Consider the following 17,688-nt stretch of genomic DNA (forward strand, 5'->3'; position numbering starts at 1 on the left):
ATTAATACACAGGAAATTATGTTGGGTATCGCCAACGGATTTTTCACAAAAATGAATCTGCGACACATCCCCCGTATCGATAGTAAAATCATATAAGTATCTGATAAACATGTAATTAGCGCTTGTTGCAAAAATGGATAAAATACGGTTTTCATTCAATTAAATGCAGTTTGGCAGGAAGTTTGCGTTAATCGGGATCGAAACTTAACAGGTATGGAGAATAAATGATGGATCATACAAACAAACAATTTGAATTCAATAAATCCTTACAGGATGTTGTACGCCTGTTCTTAATGTATTTCACGCTGACATTGCTGTGCTTTCTACTTTTTGGCAGTGTTTCCAAAGTAATGGCGCAAACGGTTTCACCGGTTGTGGAATTTGCGGATGGCGGTATCGATGATCAGGATGATATTTGCCTTTGGGTTCACCCGACACCATCGCAAAGTTTAGTGATCGCTTCGGACAAAGGTGCCAATACGATTTTCGTTTACGATTTGCAGGGAAACACGCTGCAATCGATCCAAACGGATGGTCAGCCCGGCAATATTGACGTGCGCTACAATTTTCCGCTCGATGGTGAACTTGTTGATATTGTGGCATTTAACGATCGGTCAAATAGCGAGGTGGATATTTACAGGGTGTTGCCGGATGATCGCCAACTGGCATTTTTGAACAGCTTTGACGGCGGTAATTGGCCGGATGAATTATATGGCTTTTGTTTGTATCACAGCCAGGCGACCGGCAAATTTTATGCAATTGGTGCGGGTGCCAGTGGTCAGCTTCGCCAGTGGGAAATGGTGGACAACGGTAGTGGCGGCATCAACGGCATCGAAATGCGCACATGGAGTAACGGCAGCCAGACAGAAGGAATGGTTGCCGATGACGAGAACGGACTGTTGTTTGCCGCAAACGAGGTGGAAGGTGTGTATCGCTACGATGCAGAGCCGGACGACGCCAATCCCGATGGCGTGCTAATCGCCGAAACAGGACGCAACGGTTTAACGGACGATGTTGAAGGCGTCACCATTTATTACGCTGCCGGCGGCACCGGCTATCTGATTGTTTCCAGCCAGGGCAACGATTCATTTAAAGTTTACAACCGTCGCCCGCCACATGCGTTTGTCAAAAGTTTTACGGTCAGCGGCGCAGGCAGCACCGATGGCATCGATGTTTCCAACCTGAATTTTGGCGGCGATTTCAGCCAGGGTATTTTTCTGCTACACGATGGCGGCTCGAGTCCGTATGTTGTGCACGGCTGCGATTACGCGGATCTCGGTTTAGATATCGATACGGATTATTGGAATCCCCGGAACACCGCAACCGCAATTCTCCCTTCTGCCGGAATTCCCGAAAAATTCGGGTTGTTACAGAATTATCCGAACCCGTTCAATCCTTCCACAGCGATTCGTTACAACCTGAACGAAGCCGAACAGGTTACCTTGCGAATTTTCGATTTGCTCGGCAGGGAAGTATCAACTTTGGTTGATGCGAAACAGCCTGCCGGTGCCTATCTGGTTCGTTGGGAAGCCAAAAATGCTTACGGAAACGAACTGCCGGGCGGGATTTATTTTGCCCAATTGCAGGCGGGGAGTAATCTGCAAACCATTAAAATGGCCCTGATGCGTTAAATTTTTTACTGCGGAGCTTGGGACGGAAACCTGCGGTTTCGTTTGTGCAAAACCGCAGGCTATTTTCCGGAATAAATGTCGAAGCAATTGCGCCACAGCTACAATTAGCGTACTGCCGCAATCAGTTTGTAATACAAACGCAATATTCGGGAGGTAAATTTATGTTGACGATAGAACATAAAAAAAGGAGTCAACACATGGAAGCAGTAAAAAATCTGGATCAGGCGTTTCTCGATAGCTACATCGATGTGCCGCCACCACCGGTCAAATCCAAACCGAAAGCGCAGCGCAAAGCCGTAACGCAGGATAACAACGAGCAGGCAAATGCCGCGATCGGAATTTTCAACGCCATTTTGCTGGCAATCCCGATGTGGGCACTGATCATTTACGGGTTCATGAAATTGATCGATTAGAAAAGATCTCCGTAATTCGCTGAATGAAATTGTTTTAAAAATCTGTAATTATTTATTTTATGCCACTGATTTTTTTGACCGGCTGTGTCCGCAAATCATCTCTTTTGCCTGCCAATTTTACAAAAATCTGCCCAAATTAATATTGCGCAAACTGCTTTCGGCAGGTTGTTGCTGTACTGATTTTCCCCATATTACCAATCAACTTTTCAGACAAATTGAAACATTTCTAATTTCCACTCGTCTTGAAACGGGTGTGCGGATGAATGCTTCCGCAAGTTCAGGTTGGATCAACTTTTCGGAAAACCGCAGTCGATCAATCAAAATTGAAATCAAAAAAAAACAACCTAAATGGGGAGTGTTTTATTATGTCGAAAAAAAAGATACTCATTGGATCAGCTATCGTAGTGGTCATTGCTGTTGCGGCAATTTCTTTCGGGATGAAAGATAAAGGCGTGCAAGGTGTTGAGGTGGAAATTGCACCAGTTCAACGTCACAAAGTTGTGCAAACCGTAATGGCAACCGGACGGATTCAGCCCAAAACGCAGGTGAATATCAGTGCGGATGTGAGTGCAAAAATCGTTCGTCTGGCTGTAAACGATGGCGATTGGGTCGAGAAAGGACAATTCCTGCTGGAAATGGATAACGAGCGATATCTCGCCAGCGTGGAAAGCGCGGAAGCAAATTTGCGCTCGTTTCAGGCAGATGCAACGTTGGCCCGCCAAAACATGATCAAAACCGAAAAAGACTATCATCGCACAAAAGAATTGTTCGATCAAAACCTCGAATCGCAGGCCTCGCTGGACGCGATGTATGCGGCATACGAGGTAGAAAAAGCCCGTTATCAATCCGCGCAAGATCGCGTGGCACAGGCGCAGGCTTCGCTCAAACAATCCCGCGATGACCTTTCCAAAACCAAAATTTTCGCTCCGATGTCCGGTACCATCAGCCAGCTCAATAAGGAAGAAGGCGAAATTGCCCTCGGTTCCCAATTTCAGGAAGATGTGATTATGGTAATTTCCAACCTTTCCGGAATGGAAGCATTGGTGGATGTGGACGAAAACGACATCGTGAATGTAGCCATCGGCGATACCGCAAAAATTGAAGTTGACGCGGTAACCGACGTGCTGTTCACCGGCGTTGTTTCGGAAATTGCCAACAGCGCAAAAGTGAGCGGACAGGGCACACAGGAGCAAAAAACCGAATTTGAAGTGAAAATTGCCATTGCCGGCGCAGTCGGCGGCGGTGATGCCATGCCCAGCAGCAGCGGCTCGCTGGAAGTGAAACCTGCGGATCATCGCCCCTCGCTGGAGCTGCGTCCCGGGATGACCGCCAGCGGCGATATCGTTACCGATACCCGTAAAAATTGCCTTGCAGTGCCGATTCAGGCGGTTGCCGTTCGCACGGTGGATCAGTTGAAAAACAATTCAGGTCCGGCTGCCAAAGGCGATTCCACATCAACCGAAACAGAAAATGAATTTCATCCCGATAAAGACGGATTTGTGGAAATTGTGTTTGTGGTGAAAAATGGCAAAGCGGAAGCGCGTCAGGTGAAAACCGGTGTTCAGAGCGATACCCATATCGAAATTCTGGACGGATTGGAAGAAGGCGAAGAAATTGTCATCGGCAACTATCGCGCGATCAGTAAAGATCTGCAGAACGGATCGGAAATTGTTGTGAAAGAAAACCCATCCACCGCCCGCGGTTAAGGAGATAAACTTATGAAAATGCTGGATATAAGAGATATTACCAAGGTATATAAAATGCAGGGTGAAGAGGTGCGGGCATTGCGCGGCATATCCTTGGCAATCGACAGTAACGAATACGTTGCGATTATGGGACCGTCCGGTTCCGGCAAATCGACGATGATGAACGTGATTGGTTGTCTCGATACACCATCCTCCGGCAAATATTTGCTGGAAGGCGAGGACGTGAGTCACATGAACGACGACCAGTTGGCAGATGTTCGCAACCGGAAAATCGGGTTTGTGTTCCAGACATTTAACCTTCTGCCGCGTTCAGACATTCTGCACAATGTGGAATTACCCCTCATTTACGGAAATATTCCGGCCAGCCGCCGCAAAAAAATGGCGGAAGAAGCCATCGAAAAAGTAGGTTTGTCTGACCGGATTCGCCACAAACCGAATGAGCTTTCCGGCGGTCAGCGCCAACGCGTGGCTATTGCCCGGGCGTTGGTGAACAAGCCCTCGATCATCCTCGCGGACGAACCCACCGGAAACCTCGATACGAATACCGGCAAAGAAATCATGAGCATTTTTGATGATCTGCATCGCCTCGGCAACACCATCATTTTAGTGACGCACGAAACGGAAATTGCTGAGCACGCCCACCGCGTTGTCCGCCTCCGCGACGGTTTGGTGGAAAGCGACGAACGGGTTGGCGAACTGGTTCATTGATCATATTCCCGGGATGTAATTTTGTATCACCCGAAACAGGAAGGGGTCGCACATTTGCGATCCAAAAAAATCAGAAAACAAGCCGCTAGCACAAATAAACAAAGGAAAACTTATGCGACTTTACGTGGGAGAATTTTGGGAATCGCTAAAAATAGCGTTGAACGCCCTGCGTGCCAACAAAGCTCGCGGCATTTTAACCACGTTGGGCATCATCATCGGCATTGTGGCGGTGGTTACCACAATGACGGCAGCCAACGGGTTGAGCAACAGTTTTAAAGAGAGTATCTCGGCGATCGGTTCGGACGTGCTGTATGTGTCGCGCACGCCGTGGGTGCATATGGGCGACTGGTTTGAATTTCGGAATCGCCCCAATTTGAGCCTCAAAGACAGCGACAAGCTGGAAACCCGGCTGGTAGAATCGCCGGCGATAAATCCCACAACCGGAACAGAAAAATCCATCAAATATCGCTCGCGCAATTTGAACAATGTGGACATCATCGGCACCACCGATAAACACATTGTCGTTTCCGCGAATGTGCCGGAATACGGTCGTTTCCTGACCGATTTCGACGTTCGTAACAAACGATATGTTTGTGTGATAGGTGCTTCTGTGCAGGAATCGCTGTTCGAAGGCGTTAATCCGTTGAAACAAACGCATTAAAATCGGGCGGTATAATTTCCGGGTGATCGGCGTAATGGAAAAGCAGGGCAACGCCAGCTTTTTTGGCGGACCGGATATGGACAGCCAGATTTATATACCCATCACCGCATTTATGAAAGCATTTGGCGGTGCACAGCGCAATTTCAATTTTGCCGTAAAAGCCCCGTCGCAGGACGAAATGGCAGATTTCGAATACGAACTGGTCGGCGAAATGCGCAAAATCCGCAAGCTGAAGCCAACCGAAAAAGACGATTTTTCGATCAACAAAATGGATACACTTATGAACGCCTATAATAATGTGATGGGCGTTGTGGTGATGATCGGGTTGCTGATCACCAGCGTTTCGCTGTTTGTCGGCGGCATCGGTGTGATGAATATTATGTTTGTTTCCGTTACCGAACGCACCCGGGAAATTGGTATTCGCAAAGCCATCGGCGCGAAAAAACGGGCGATATTGGCGCAATTCCTGATGGAGGCGGCCACCATCTGTCTGCTCGGCGGCGTAGTGGGATTGGCATTGGCGTTTGGCGTAACTGCGATTGTGGATAAATTTCTGCTGCCGGCCAGCCTGTCACCGGGAATTGTCATTGTTGCGCTGTTTGTCTCGATTTTGGTGGGCATTATTTCCGGTATCATTCCGGCGTATAAAGCTGCCAAACTCAATCCGATTGAAGCGTTACGGTATGAGTAAGTTGTGTGCTTCGACGCTGCCCAGCAGCTCTTTGGCTGCGCTTCGCGCCTTTCCGCACCCTGAGCGAAGTCGAAGGGTGCACCGGTGCTTCGACGTTGCTCAGCACCCGTAACTACTGAAAATATTAAATTTATTAATCCGGGAAAAACATTATGTTTCCATTTGTTGAAGCATTCAAAATGGCTGTCACCGCAATCTGGAGCCACAAATTGCGCTCCGCGTTGACGCTGGTCGGGATCATCGCCGGTGTCGCGTCGATCATCGCGGTGATGACCGGAATTTCTGTGGTGCAAGGCACCATCGAAAAAGAAATGAGCGTACTCGGCACTACCGTTTTTCAGGTGCAAAAATGGGGTCGCGGTTTTGACGATGTCGATTGGCGCGAAATCCAGAAACGCAAACCGGTCACGGTGGAAAATGCCGCCGCCATCCGCGAAAATGTGGATAACGTAACGATGGTCGGCTCCGAACTGTGGGATTTCGGGCACAGCGCCCGCTATCGCAACGAAACAGCGGAACGGGTAACCATCTGCGGCGGAACGCCGGAATATCCCGAAAACAACACCCATTATGTGTATCTTGGCAGAAATATTTCTCATGAAGATGTGAAAATGGCGCGCAACACGGTTGTGATCGGATACGCCATCGCCGAACGGCTGTTTCCGTATGTCGATCCCATTGATAAAGTGTTGAAAATTGACGGGTTCAAATATCGTGTCGTCGGTGTTTTTGAGGAGAAAAAATCGGCGATGGGCGGCGGATACGATAACTATATTCTGATGCCAATTTCAAAATTTACAAAAGTTTACGGATCAAAAACCAGTTGGGGCGACGACCGTTCTGTGAACGTAACGGTTCGCGTATCATCGCCGGAACTGGTGGCAGATGCCATCGAAGAAACCCGTTTTGTGCTGCGCCAAAACCGCAAGGTTCCCCCACAAAACAGAGATGATTTCACCATTTTCACCAATGATAGCCAAATCCGCTCGTTCAATCAGGCCACTGCCGGCGTGAAAGCCGGTGCGTTTGTGATCGGCATTATCGCGTTGGTTGTGGCGGGCATTGGCATCATGAATATCATGCTCGTTTCCGTTACGGAACGGACCAAAGAAATTGGTATTCGCAAATCGCTGGGCGCAAAACGGAAGCACATTTTGCTCCAATTTTTGCTGGAGGCGATTATTTTGTGCAACATCGGCGGTGTTTTCGGCGTGATGGTTGGATTTGGGCTGGGCAACGTGGTTACCATTTTTACCGGGTTTGCAGCGAATGTTCCAATGGAATGGGCTGTCGGCGGGTTGGTATTTTGCACCACCGTCGGGCTGATTTTCGGGATGTGGCCGGCTGTTCTGGCTTCGCGTCTCGATCCCATCGATGCGTTACGATACGAATAAAACCTAACACATTCCTTTCCGCACAAAAGGGTGGGCAGCTTGCTGTTCGCCCTTTTTTATTGCTCGCGAAAATTGTGTTTTTCCCTGTTGGTCCCGCGATATTTCGTATTAAAACTTCAATGAGCACTTTCCCCAAAATTTTTTCTTCAATTTATAATTCTCCGTTCGATAGTAAAAACATCAATGATCCCAAACATTTTTTATGCGTAACCGGGAGGGCTAACGCATGGTTGAATCAAGGACTGATGAAAAGACCATCATTTGCTGTGGTCATTCTGTTCAGGCAGAAAAAACAATTATCACCAGCACCCGCAAATTTTTGGGCTGGCGCGGCATTCGCCGCAGAAACGGAAAACTATATTCCGAACCACAAACGTATGTGGTGTTGCGCTGGCGCTGTCCGGTTTGCGGCACGCTGTCGCAGTCGGGCATCCGCAACGCTGATGATTGAGCAATGCACACAACGGCCGCCGCTTCATTTTCTCCGTTTGAAAAGATTATTATTCTTTCGTTTTAATATTGTGCAACCATCAATTATATTTGCAAAATTGAAACTCGATCGTGTGCATCCGGAGCGGTTGACAACTTCCGGAGACGTTGCGAGCTAATCTGGGGCACGAACAGATGATAGTCTAATTCAAAGGAGAGTTGGTATGAATATTCATGAATACCAGGCCAAAGAAATCCTCAAGCGGTATGGCGTTGCGGTGCCAGGCGGCCAGGTAGCTTTTTCGGCCGACGAAGCCGAGAAGATCGCCCGGGAAATGGGTGGGGATATTTTTGTTGTAAAAGCACAAATTCACGCGGGCGGACGCGGTAAAGGTGGCGGTGTAAAACTTGCCAAAAGCCCGAAAGAAGTGCGCGAACTGGCAGCCAAAATGCTCGGCATGCAGTTGGTTACCCACCAAACCGGACCAGAAGGTAAAACCGTTCACCGCGTGTTGATTGCATCCGGTGTGGATATCGAACGCGAATTGTATCTGGGCGTTGTGCTGGATCGTTCGGTTTCCAAACTGGTGATTATGGCTTCCACCGAAGGCGGTGTGGAAATTGAAAAAGTGGCTGAAGAATCGCCCGAACTGATTTTTAAAGAATATATTGAGCCGCAAACCGGTCTGCAGCCGTTTCAGGCACGCCGGCTGGCGTTCAAATTGGGATTGACCGGTGCACAAATCAAACATGGCACCAAATTTATCATGAGCTTGTACAAAGCGTTTGTGGAAACAGATGCATCGCTGGCGGAAATTAACCCGCTGGTGGTCACCAAATCCGGTGAAGTTGCGGCGCTGGACGCCAAAATCGGCTTCGACGATAACGCGCTGTATCGCCATCCGGATATCGCGGAAATGCGCGACACTAACGAGGAAGATCCGCTGGAAGTCCGCGCGAGCGAACACAACCTCAACTACATCAAACTGGACGGCAACGTTGGCTGTATGGTTAACGGTGCAGGTTTGGCGATGGCAACAATGGACATCATTAAACTGGCTGGCGGCGAACCGGCGAACTTTCTGGATGTCGGCGGCGGCGCAAATGTGGAAACCGTGCGCAACGGCTTCGAAATCATTTTGTCAGATCCGCATGTGAAAGCCGTGCTGGTGAACATTTTCGGCGGTATTGTGCGCTGCGATCGCGTGGCAAAAGGGATTATGGAAGCTGCAAAATCCATCGACATGAAAGTGCCGCTGGTGGTTCGTTTGGAAGGCACCAACGCCGTTGAAGCGCGCCAACTGCTTTCCGAATCTGATATGAATTTCGAAGTTGCCAGCTCCCTCGCGGAAGCGGCGGAAAAAGTGGTCGCTTTGATCAAATAAGCGAACTGCGCTCCAAACTATCGATGATAAAAATTTGAAAATAAGAGGTTTAAGAAATGAGCGTTATTGTTGATGATAAGAGCCGGATCGTGGTTCAGGGCATCACCGGAAAAGAAGGCTCGTTCCACACCCAGCAAATGCTGGACTACGGCACAAACGTGGTTGCCGGGGTAACGCCGGGCAAAGGCGGAACGAAATTTGAAGAAAAAGTGCCGATTTTCAACACTGTGAAAGATGCCGTTGAAGCCACCGGCGCTGATGTATCGGTGATTTTCGTGCCGCCGCCGTTTGCCGCGGACGCGATTTACGAAGCTGCAGATGCCGGTGTAAAATGGGTAATCTGCATCACAGAAGGCATTCCCGCACGTGATATGTTGAATGTTTACAATTATTTGCAGCGCACCAACACCCGCATGGTCGGACCGAACTGCCCGGGCGTTATTTCTCCCGGAAAATGCAAGGTTGGCATCATGCCCGCATTCATTCACAAAGAAGGCAGCGTTGGCGTGATCAGCCGTTCCGGCACGCTGACTTACGAAGCCGTGCACCAGCTCACCGAACTGGGTTTGGGACAATCGACCTGCATCGGTATCGGTGGCGATCCGGTGATCGGCACCCGCTACATCGATGCGCTGAAATTGTTCAAAGATGACCCGCAAACGGAAGCCGTCATCATGATCGGCGAAATCGGCGGAACCGCGGAAGAAGAAGCAGCAGCGTGGATCAAAGCCAATTTCAACAAACCGGTTGTGGCGTTTATCGCCGGACAAACCGCTCCTCCCGGAAAGCGCATGGGACATGCCGGCGCGATCATTTCCGGTGGCAAAGGCACCGCCGCAGAAAAAATGGCTGCGCTGAAAGCCGCGGGAATCGCAGTTTGCGACAGCCCGGCAGTGCTCGGCGAAACCGTCGCCAAAGTGCTGAAAAAATAACCGGATGTAACTTTTTTTATCCGGTTCGCGGACCGGATTTCAGGGCGGGTTTTTCAATCCGCCCTTTTTTTATCTCAATCGTGCATGATACTGTCATTCTTGCGAATGAGCCGAGGGCGCTCCTTCGGAGCAGGAATCTCCCCCAAAGATAGTCGTTATTTCAGCAGCATCATTTTCCGGGTTTGTACTGCATTTTCGGATTGCAGCCGGTACAAATACACGCCGCTGGCAACGCGCTCACCGGCAGTGTTCGTGCCGTCCCATTGCCGCAAATAGCTGCCGGATTGCAGGTTTTCGTTCACCAGCGATTTGATTTTGCGACCTGATAGATTGAAAATCGTCAATTGAACGGGACCGGAACTGGTGACGGAAAACCGGATCTGCGTGACCGGATTGAAGGGGTTCGGGAAATTTTGCGCCAGTTCAAATGTGCGGATTTGCGGCTCCGGCGAACCGATCGCCGTTACGCTGCCGCCGATTTTCGCGATGAAAATGTCATCCTGCCCGTTGCTGTTTAGCACGTTGCTTCCGAAAGTTGCCGTGCCCTGGAATAATCCGGTAACGATCGCGCCGCCGGAACCGTCCGCAACAATGCCGTAGCCTTCATCTATGCCAGCGCCGCCGCCGTTTGCCGCCCACAACACATTGCCATCCGTGTCCATTTTTGCCACGAACACATCTTTTCCGATGCTCGTGAAAGCAGTATCGCCGAAGGTTGCGGTACCTGCAAAAAAGCCGCTGACAAACGTGTCTCCGGCATCGTCACGGGCGATGCAAAAGCCCTGATCCAGATCCGTGCCGCCGAATTGCCGCGCCCAACCGACTGCGCCGGTCGCATCGTATTTGGCAATGAAAATATCGCCGGAGCCCGCACTGGTCATTCCGATCCCGCCAAAATCGCCGATGCCCTGAAAATAGCCCGTTGCCACGCTGCTGCCGTCAGCAGCGCCGGAAATTCCGCTGCCGAAATCCGCCGGTTGTCCGCCGGCTTTTTCCGCCCACATAAAATTGCCATTCGCATCGTATTTGGCGACAAATGTATTGAACTGGAGGCTGATAATCGTCGTATCGCCAAATGCGGCGTTGCCAGAGAATTTCCCGGTCACCAGCGCGTTGCCGTTACCGTCTGTCGCGATGCCGTTGCCCTGATCAAAAAAGCTGCCGCCGGCCTGCTGCGCCCACATAAAATCGCCGTTCGCAGCATATTTGGCAACGAAAACATCGTAATTGCCATCGCTGGTGAACGACGTATCGCCGAATGTCGCGGTCAAATTGAAATAGCCGGTGACCAGTGCATTACCCTCACTGTCCGTTGCCACGCCGTTGCCCTGATCCAGATTGCTGCCGCCGGCCTGCCGCGCCCAGAGCAGGTTGCCGTCGCCATCGTATCGTACAATAAAAATATCGGACGAGCCGGTGCTGGTGAGTGAAGTGTCGCCAAATGTCGCGGTATTTTTGAAATAACCGGTGACCGTGATGTTACCCGCACCGTCCGCGGCGATGCCGAATCCCTCATCTTCGTCAAATCCGCCGGCCTGCTGCGCCCACACAAAATTGCCGTTCGCATCGTATTTGGCGATGAACACATCCCGGAACCCGGCGCTGGTGAGATCGGTGCTGCCGAAGGTTGCGGTATTCTGGAAATATCCGGTGAGAATCAGATTGCCCGCCGCATCACGGCAGATCGCGGTAGCTTTATCGAAACCGTTGCCGCCAGCCTGAATCGCCCACTGGAAATTGCCGTTTTGGGCGAGAGTGGTTTTTGGGAAAACCAATATTCCGGCAAATAAAATTGCCATTAACATTAGCTTTTTCATAGCGTTGCTCCTTTTGGTAATTAGCGTTTAACAGATAAAAACTAATTCGCGGAGCCCCAAAAAAGCTAACACAGCGCAGCCAATTGCTGACACTGGCTGGACATTGGCGGCGGTTGATTAATCCTGTTTGGCGGATTTGAGAAAATCGGAGGGCGAAACGCCGAATTCATCCCTGAAACAGCGGGCAAAATAGGACAAATTGTTGAAACCCACCCGGAATGCGATTTCCGAAACATTCCCGGCGTGGCGGGCGAGCAAATCCCGAGCTTGCCGCAATCGGATGGTGCGGATAAAATCCGCCGGACTTTGCCCGGTGAGCGCGCGAATTTTGCGCTGCAAATGGCGGCGGCTCATGTTCAGTTGCCGGCTCAATTCTTCCGGACCAAAAATTTCGGATGCAATCCCGGTTTCTGTCGCTGCCATCAGTTGGCGGAGAAATTCCTGCTCAACCGAGGGCATTTCCGGTGCGGCGGGTTGCAGCAAGCCTTCCCGTCGATAAATTTCCCGAAGTTTGCGGCGTTGTCCGATGAGGTTTTTCACCCGGATATTCAGCTCGCGGGCGTTGAACGGTTTGGTCAAATAATCGTCTGCACCGCTTTCCAGCCCGGTCAGTTTGCTCTCGTTTCCGGCTTTGGCGGTTAGCAAAATTACCGGAATGTGGCTGGTGCGCGGATCGGTTTTCAGCTTTTCGCAAAGGGCGTAGCCGTCTGTTCCGGGCATCATCACATCGCTGATGACCAGATCGGGAATGGCATCCGCTGCGCGGAGAAAACCGCTGTCGCCGTCGGCGGATTCGACGATCCGGAAGTTTTCGTGCAACTGCTCGCGGATGTAGCTGCGCACATCGGCGTGATCTTCCACGATGAGAATCAACGGATTGTCGCTGCTTTTTGACGCTGCTGCGCGGACAGCTTCGCCGGTTTCCGAAGTGATTTCCGCCGGCCAATCGGCAATTTCGTCCAACGTATCAACAATCTCCGTCGGGCGAAATGCATCGCGATTCAGCGGAAAATTCAGCGTGAAAACCGTGCCTTTTCCGGCTTCACTCTGCACCGCAATTTCTCCGCGATGCAGCTCCACCAGTTCTTTCACCAGTGCCAGCCCGATGCCCGTGCCGGACTGATTTGCCGACCGATGATCTTCGCCCCGGAAAAATCGTTCGAATACATGCGGCAGTTGCGCCGCCGGGATACCCGAACCGCTGTCGCTCACCAGGACAGTCGCGGTTTTTCCGTCCGGCGACCCGACGGAAACGCTCACCGATCCGCCGGCCGGCGTAAATTTGAAAGCGTTCGACAGCAAATTGGTGACGATCGTTTCCATTTTTTCGCGATCAAAATAGCTGTTTGCCAACGCCTTCGGCGGCGCATCGGCGGAAAATTGCAGGTGAATTTTTTTCTGCTCCGCAAGCGACGCGAAAGACATCACCAGCCCTTTTAAAAATGCGGAAAAATCGCTGCGGGTGATGTGCAGGTTTAGCTTGCCGGATTCCAGCCGGGACAAATCCAGCAATTGGTTGATCAATTGCAGCAATCGCCGGGCATTGCGCCGGATGCGCCGCAAATCGGTTTCCGGTGCAAGGGATTGTTTGCGGGACAGCCAGTCCTCCACCGGACCGAGAATCAGCGTGAGCGGCGTGCGGAATTCGTGGCTGATGTTTGCAAAAAATCGCGATTTGATGCGATCCATTTCAGCGAGCTTATCTGCCTGTTCCTGAACGGTTTGGGTGCGCTCTGCAACCAGCAGTTCCAGTTGGCGCGTTTTCAATTGCAATTGGTGAACACGCCATTTCACAATACCGGCGATCAGCCCGATCAGCGTCAGCGAATACAATGCGAACGCCCAGCCGGTGCGATACCACGGCGGTAAAATGCGAAATTCGAATGCGGCTTCGCGACCCAAATTGCCATCGCCGTTTTGCGATTGCACCCGGAATCGGTAGTTGCCCGGCGGCAAACCGGTGTAATCGCGATGGGTTTCGGCGATCCACGCCGACCAATCGCGGTCAAAATTTTCGAGGCGATAGCGGAAACGCAGCGCAGTGGGATTGCGGAAATCGGTCGCGGCGAAGCGGAAACGCAGCGAATTTGCCGCAAATGGCAGTTCCGGCAGATTGGCGAATGCGGCGCTGTCCGGCAGTCCGGCAAACAGCAGCGAATCGCCCGCGCTCACCCGGCGAATGAGGGTGACAAACGGTGCATCCGGCGCATCGCCGATTACCGGTGCGAGCCGCAACGTGCCCTCCGTTCCGCCGAGCCAAACCGTGCCGTCTGGCTCCGGGAAAATGCTAAGCAATGTGCCGATACGATCCAGCCGGTAGCCGGGAATCGCCGTCAGGGTTACGAAGCGGTTGCCCGTGCGAACGAGTTCGCGGCAAAATGTCGAATCGCCGGTTTGCCCGGCAATCCACACAGTGCCGTTCGCGCCGCTGGCCAGATGAGTGACCGCGCAGCCGGAATCTGCGTAGTTTTCGCCAAAAGTTGAATCCGGGATAAATATCTGTTTTTCCGAAAGATAGCGCCGAAGCCCGTTTGCGGTAGCGAAGCGCAGTTCACCGTCGATTTTCGCGATGCGAACGGGAATTTGCGGCATGCCGTTCTCGCGGTCGAAATGTTTGCTGGTTGCTGAAAAATCGCCGTCGGGCGAAGGCGCATCTGTAATTTCGCTGAACCGGAACAGCCCGTTTCGCGTGCCGACCCACAGATTCCCCGAATCATCCTCCGCAATGCCGAGTGTGTAACCCGCGCTCTCGCCCAGCGATGCGACCCGGCGGGAATTTCCGGCGGCGGATTCCAGAACGCCAACCCCGCGATATGTGCCGGTGTAATTCCTGCCGGGATGATGTTTCGATGCGACAATTTTCGTTACGCCGGTGACACTGGCGATTCGGGTGGCGGCGTTATCGCGAATTTCGAAAATGCCCTGATGCCCGCCGGCCAGCAACTGTTCGCCGGTTGAAAGCAGGGAATAAACGGTGCTCTCGATGCCGGGAATCTGGCGAAAATGGGCAGGTGCAGCGTCGCCGGATGCCAGCCGGAAAACACCCATTCGCGTGGCGGCGAACAGCCTGCCTTTGTGCCGCGCGATGGCGTTTGTGTTGCCTTCCAGCCCGTTTTCCGGGTTGAAAAATGAGTATCGCGACGGCGTTTCCACCCGCGCCAGCCCGTCAGCCAATGCCAGCCATAATCCGCCCTGCGCATCGCGATGCACAAAATTGACGGTGTTATCGCGTAGCCCGCCGGAACGTTCGACAGTTTGCAGGAGGTTGCCGCTGCTGTCGATGATCGCCAGTCCGCGGCGATGGGTAGCCAGCGCAACATTCCCGTCCGGCAGCGCTAACGCCCGGAAAATTAATGCGTTGCGCAAAAAATCATCTGCGGGTGAGGGCTGCGAATGAACGCCGTTTTCATTCAGCAATTGCCAGCCGGAAAAGCGGGTGATCGCCCGGAATGCGCCATTTGCCGCCGGAAAAATTCCGGCGATGCCTTCGCCGGTGAAAAATTCGCCGCCGGGAATGAGCTGCAGCGAATCGCCGTCGAGACGCTTCAGCCCGATTTTCCACTCGCGAACAAACAGCGCATCGCCACCTGCGACCGCCGTGTGAAACAGGGTTTCCGGCAGCCAAACGCGCATTTGCCGCCCGTCCCAGCGGAACAGTCCGTAATAGCTGCGGAAAAATACATTTTTGCCGATGGCAATGGTTTCGCCGATACTTTTGAAATTTTGCAAAGAATCCGGAATAAATTCACGAAGGGAAACAAAGCGTGTTTCGCCGCGCATATCCGGCGCAAGGTAGCCCAGTTCACTGCTGCCGCCGACAAAAATTTTTCCGTTCACGCTGCAAATCGAGGTGGCCGGACCACCGCCGGGCAGCGCAATTCGCTGCCACTGCACACCGTCGAAAACGAGCACACCGGCGTCGTTCGCAACGTAAATCAGCCCGAGCGAATCCTGCGCAATCGCTGCGTTAACCGGTGCAGCCTGATAGTCGCGCGGGCGGAAATTGGCGATCTCCGGCAGCCCGGTTTCTGTCCATTTTTCTGCAGATCGCGTTTGTGAAAATATCGGGAAAAATGTAGTGAGCAAAATAAAACCGATGCCCGGTAACATACACCGCGCCAACCGGTCGAAACAGCGTATTTTCGCAATACGTTTCATTTGCGGAAAAATATCACCGAATGGTGCGCAAGACAATTGGAAATTTTCCAGGCTGCAAGTTTTTGGATCATGCGGAAGCACAAAGTTAAAATTTGGTTTGAGAACGGAACGCGGGGCGTTATCTTTTGCGCGATCGGAACGAAAACAAACAATTTTAAACCAAACGACAGGAGTTGTATCATGGAAAGAACATACACGATGATCAAGCCGGAATGTGTTGGCGCCAAACACATCGGCGACGTTATTGCCCGCATCGAAAAAGGCGGTTACCGCATTTTGGGACTGAAAATGCTGCACCTCAGCAAAACCGACGCCGGCAAATTTTACGAAATTCACAAAGAACGTCCGTTTTACGGCGAACTGGTGGATTTTATGAGCAGCGGCCCGATCGTGGCGATGGTGCTCGAAAAAGAAAACTGCATCGCGGATTACCGCAAATTCATCGGTGCAACCAATCCGGCAGAAGCTGCTGCAGGCACCATCCGCAAGGATTTTGGCACCAATATCCAGAACAACTGCGTGCACGCATCCGACTCCCCGGAAAACGCTGTTATCGAAATCAAATTCTTTTTCTCCGAACGGGAACTGGTCGGTTAAAACAATTGATTTCAATAGTTTGTCGTAGATTTTCAAAGCCTGCTGTTGCAGGCTTTTTTTTGTAGTGACATTCGGTTTCTTATAGCGGTTGGTTTGATCAGGATTTTTTGCTAAATTTTCACCCCAAAAAACGCAAAAGGAACGGAATGAAATCACCGGTTTTGAGATGTTTCGGATATATCGCGATTGCCCTGCTGCTCACCACAGCCTGTAACAAACGCGTCAACGACGCGGTGGAAAATGCCCCGGAAGTGCAACTACCGGAATACGGCACGGATCGCACGCTGGAGATCGCCAGTTGGAACATCGAGCAGTTCCCGTTGCAGGCGGATATAACGGTGGATAAAGTCGCGGCAATCATGCTGCAACTGGATATCGACCTTTACGGTGTGCAGGAAATCAACAACGTTAACCACATGCAGGCGTTGGTAGACAGTTTGAATAGCGCCGATCCCGCCGCAAATTACCAATTCCGATTGAATCCGGCCATCAGCGGCGATTTGAAAACGGGTATCATTTACAAAGGATCGCAAATTACCGTGCTTTCCGAAACCACGCTGTTCAACGGCGATAACGATTTCGCCGGACGTCCCCCGTATGTGGTGCGGTTGCAGGCATCAAATAACGGATTGTCGTTCGATTTTTCGATTATCGTGCTGCACCTGAAAGCCTTTGGCGATCAGGAAAGCGAGGATCGCCGCCGCCGGAGCATCCAGAAACTGGAAGATTACATCGATACGCAGCTTGCCAATCCCGATAACGATCCCGATTACATTGTGCTGGGCGACTGGAACGACGTGCTCACCGATCCTGCCGGCGATAACGTTTTTCTCCCGTTTCTCGATAACAGCGCCCAATACGAATTTCTCACTTTGCCGCTGACCAGCGATCCCAACGAGTTCACTTACGTTGCCGGATTCAACTCGCTGATCGATCATATCATGATCACAACATCAATCGATGCGCAATATCCGACCGAGCGTGCATTCATCCTGAAACTGGATGAGGAGGTCAGCCGCTACATCCCGGATGTATCCGATCACCGCCCGGTTGCCGTTAGTTTTCCGGCGTTTTGATCGCTCCAAAAAAAGTAAATTTTTGCCAGAAAAGACCACCGGATTTCCGCGTTCAACACCGGAAATCCGGTTTTTTTGTTTCATTACGGA

Annotated in this window: 14 protein-coding genes; 12 read left to right on the top strand and 2 right to left on the bottom strand. The window is 51.5% G+C overall.

The window, feature by feature from the left end; translation table 11 throughout:
• Positions 1-224 precede the first annotated feature (224 nt).
• From H6629_12610 to sucD, 10 genes are all read left to right on the top strand, one after another.
• Complete coding sequence (locus tag H6629_12610) at positions 225-1,631, top strand: phytase (GenBank protein MCB9068635.1); 1,407 nt, start codon at positions 225-227, stop codon at positions 1,629-1,631.
• Between the two features lie 197 nt (positions 1,632-1,828).
• Positions 1,829-2,044 (top strand): hypothetical protein, encoded by a 216-nt coding sequence (locus H6629_12615; GenBank protein ID MCB9068636.1) that lies wholly within the window; start codon positions 1,829-1,831, stop codon positions 2,042-2,044.
• A 365-nt stretch (positions 2,045-2,409) separates the two neighbouring features.
• The gene (locus tag H6629_12620) at positions 2,410-3,750 is read left to right on the top strand and encodes an efflux RND transporter periplasmic adaptor subunit (protein ID MCB9068637.1); all 1,341 of its coding nucleotides are present in this window, start codon (positions 2,410-2,412) and stop codon (positions 3,748-3,750) included.
• Between the two features lie 18 nt (positions 3,751-3,768).
• Positions 3,769-4,458, top strand: coding sequence for an ABC transporter ATP-binding protein (locus tag H6629_12625; GenBank protein ID MCB9068638.1), 690 nt, complete (start codon positions 3,769-3,771; stop codon positions 4,456-4,458).
• Between the two features lie 112 nt (positions 4,459-4,570).
• Entirely contained in the window at positions 4,571-5,119 is a 549-nt protein-coding gene (locus tag H6629_12630; GenBank protein MCB9068639.1) for an ABC transporter permease, read from the top strand.
• Positions 5,120-5,153: 34 nt separating this feature from the next.
• Positions 5,154-5,810, top strand: a complete 657-nt coding sequence (locus tag H6629_12635) for an FtsX-like permease family protein (protein ID MCB9068640.1) — start codon at positions 5,154-5,156, stop codon at positions 5,808-5,810.
• Positions 5,811-5,962: 152 nt separating this feature from the next.
• Positions 5,963-7,204, top strand: a complete 1,242-nt coding sequence (locus H6629_12640; protein MCB9068641.1) for an ABC transporter permease — start codon at positions 5,963-5,965, stop codon at positions 7,202-7,204.
• 226 nt (positions 7,205-7,430) lie between these two features.
• Complete coding sequence (locus tag H6629_12645) at positions 7,431-7,655, top strand: hypothetical protein (GenBank protein MCB9068642.1); 225 nt, start codon at positions 7,431-7,433, stop codon at positions 7,653-7,655.
• Positions 7,656-7,857: 202 nt separating this feature from the next.
• Entirely contained in the window at positions 7,858-9,018 is a 1,161-nt protein-coding gene (sucC, locus tag H6629_12650) for an ADP-forming succinate--CoA ligase subunit beta (protein MCB9068643.1), read from the top strand.
• Between the two features lie 56 nt (positions 9,019-9,074).
• Positions 9,075-9,950 (top strand): succinate--CoA ligase subunit alpha, encoded by an 876-nt coding sequence (gene sucD, locus H6629_12655; protein MCB9068644.1) that lies wholly within the window; start codon positions 9,075-9,077, stop codon positions 9,948-9,950.
• 155 nt (positions 9,951-10,105) lie between these two features.
• Here sucD and H6629_12660 read toward each other — a convergent pair whose 3' ends face one another.
• Both H6629_12660 and H6629_12665 read right to left on the bottom strand, forming a co-directional pair.
• Complete coding sequence (locus tag H6629_12660) at positions 10,106-11,767, bottom strand: SBBP repeat-containing protein (protein MCB9068645.1); 1,662 nt, start codon at positions 11,765-11,767, stop codon at positions 10,106-10,108.
• A 117-nt stretch (positions 11,768-11,884) separates the two neighbouring features.
• Positions 11,885-15,925 carry a helix-turn-helix domain-containing protein gene (locus tag H6629_12665; GenBank protein ID MCB9068646.1) on the bottom strand — a complete coding sequence of 1,347 codons (4,041 nt, stop codon included), beginning with the start codon at positions 15,923-15,925 and terminating at the stop codon, positions 11,885-11,887.
• Positions 15,926-16,105: 180 nt separating this feature from the next.
• Here H6629_12665 and ndk point away from each other — a divergent pair, with 180 nt between their 5' ends.
• Both ndk and H6629_12675 read left to right on the top strand, forming a co-directional pair.
• A complete protein-coding gene (gene ndk / locus H6629_12670) occupies positions 16,106-16,522 on the top strand; it encodes a nucleoside-diphosphate kinase (GenBank protein MCB9068647.1) in 417 nt (138 codons plus the stop codon).
• Between the two features lie 146 nt (positions 16,523-16,668).
• Entirely contained in the window at positions 16,669-17,598 is a 930-nt protein-coding gene (locus tag H6629_12675; GenBank protein MCB9068648.1) for a hypothetical protein, read from the top strand.
• The last annotated feature ends 90 nt before the right edge of the window (positions 17,599-17,688 follow it).

The sequence above is a fragment of the Calditrichia bacterium genome, from assembly GCA_020634975.1.
GTDB lineage: Bacteria > Calditrichota > Calditrichia > RBG-13-44-9 > J075 > JACKAQ01.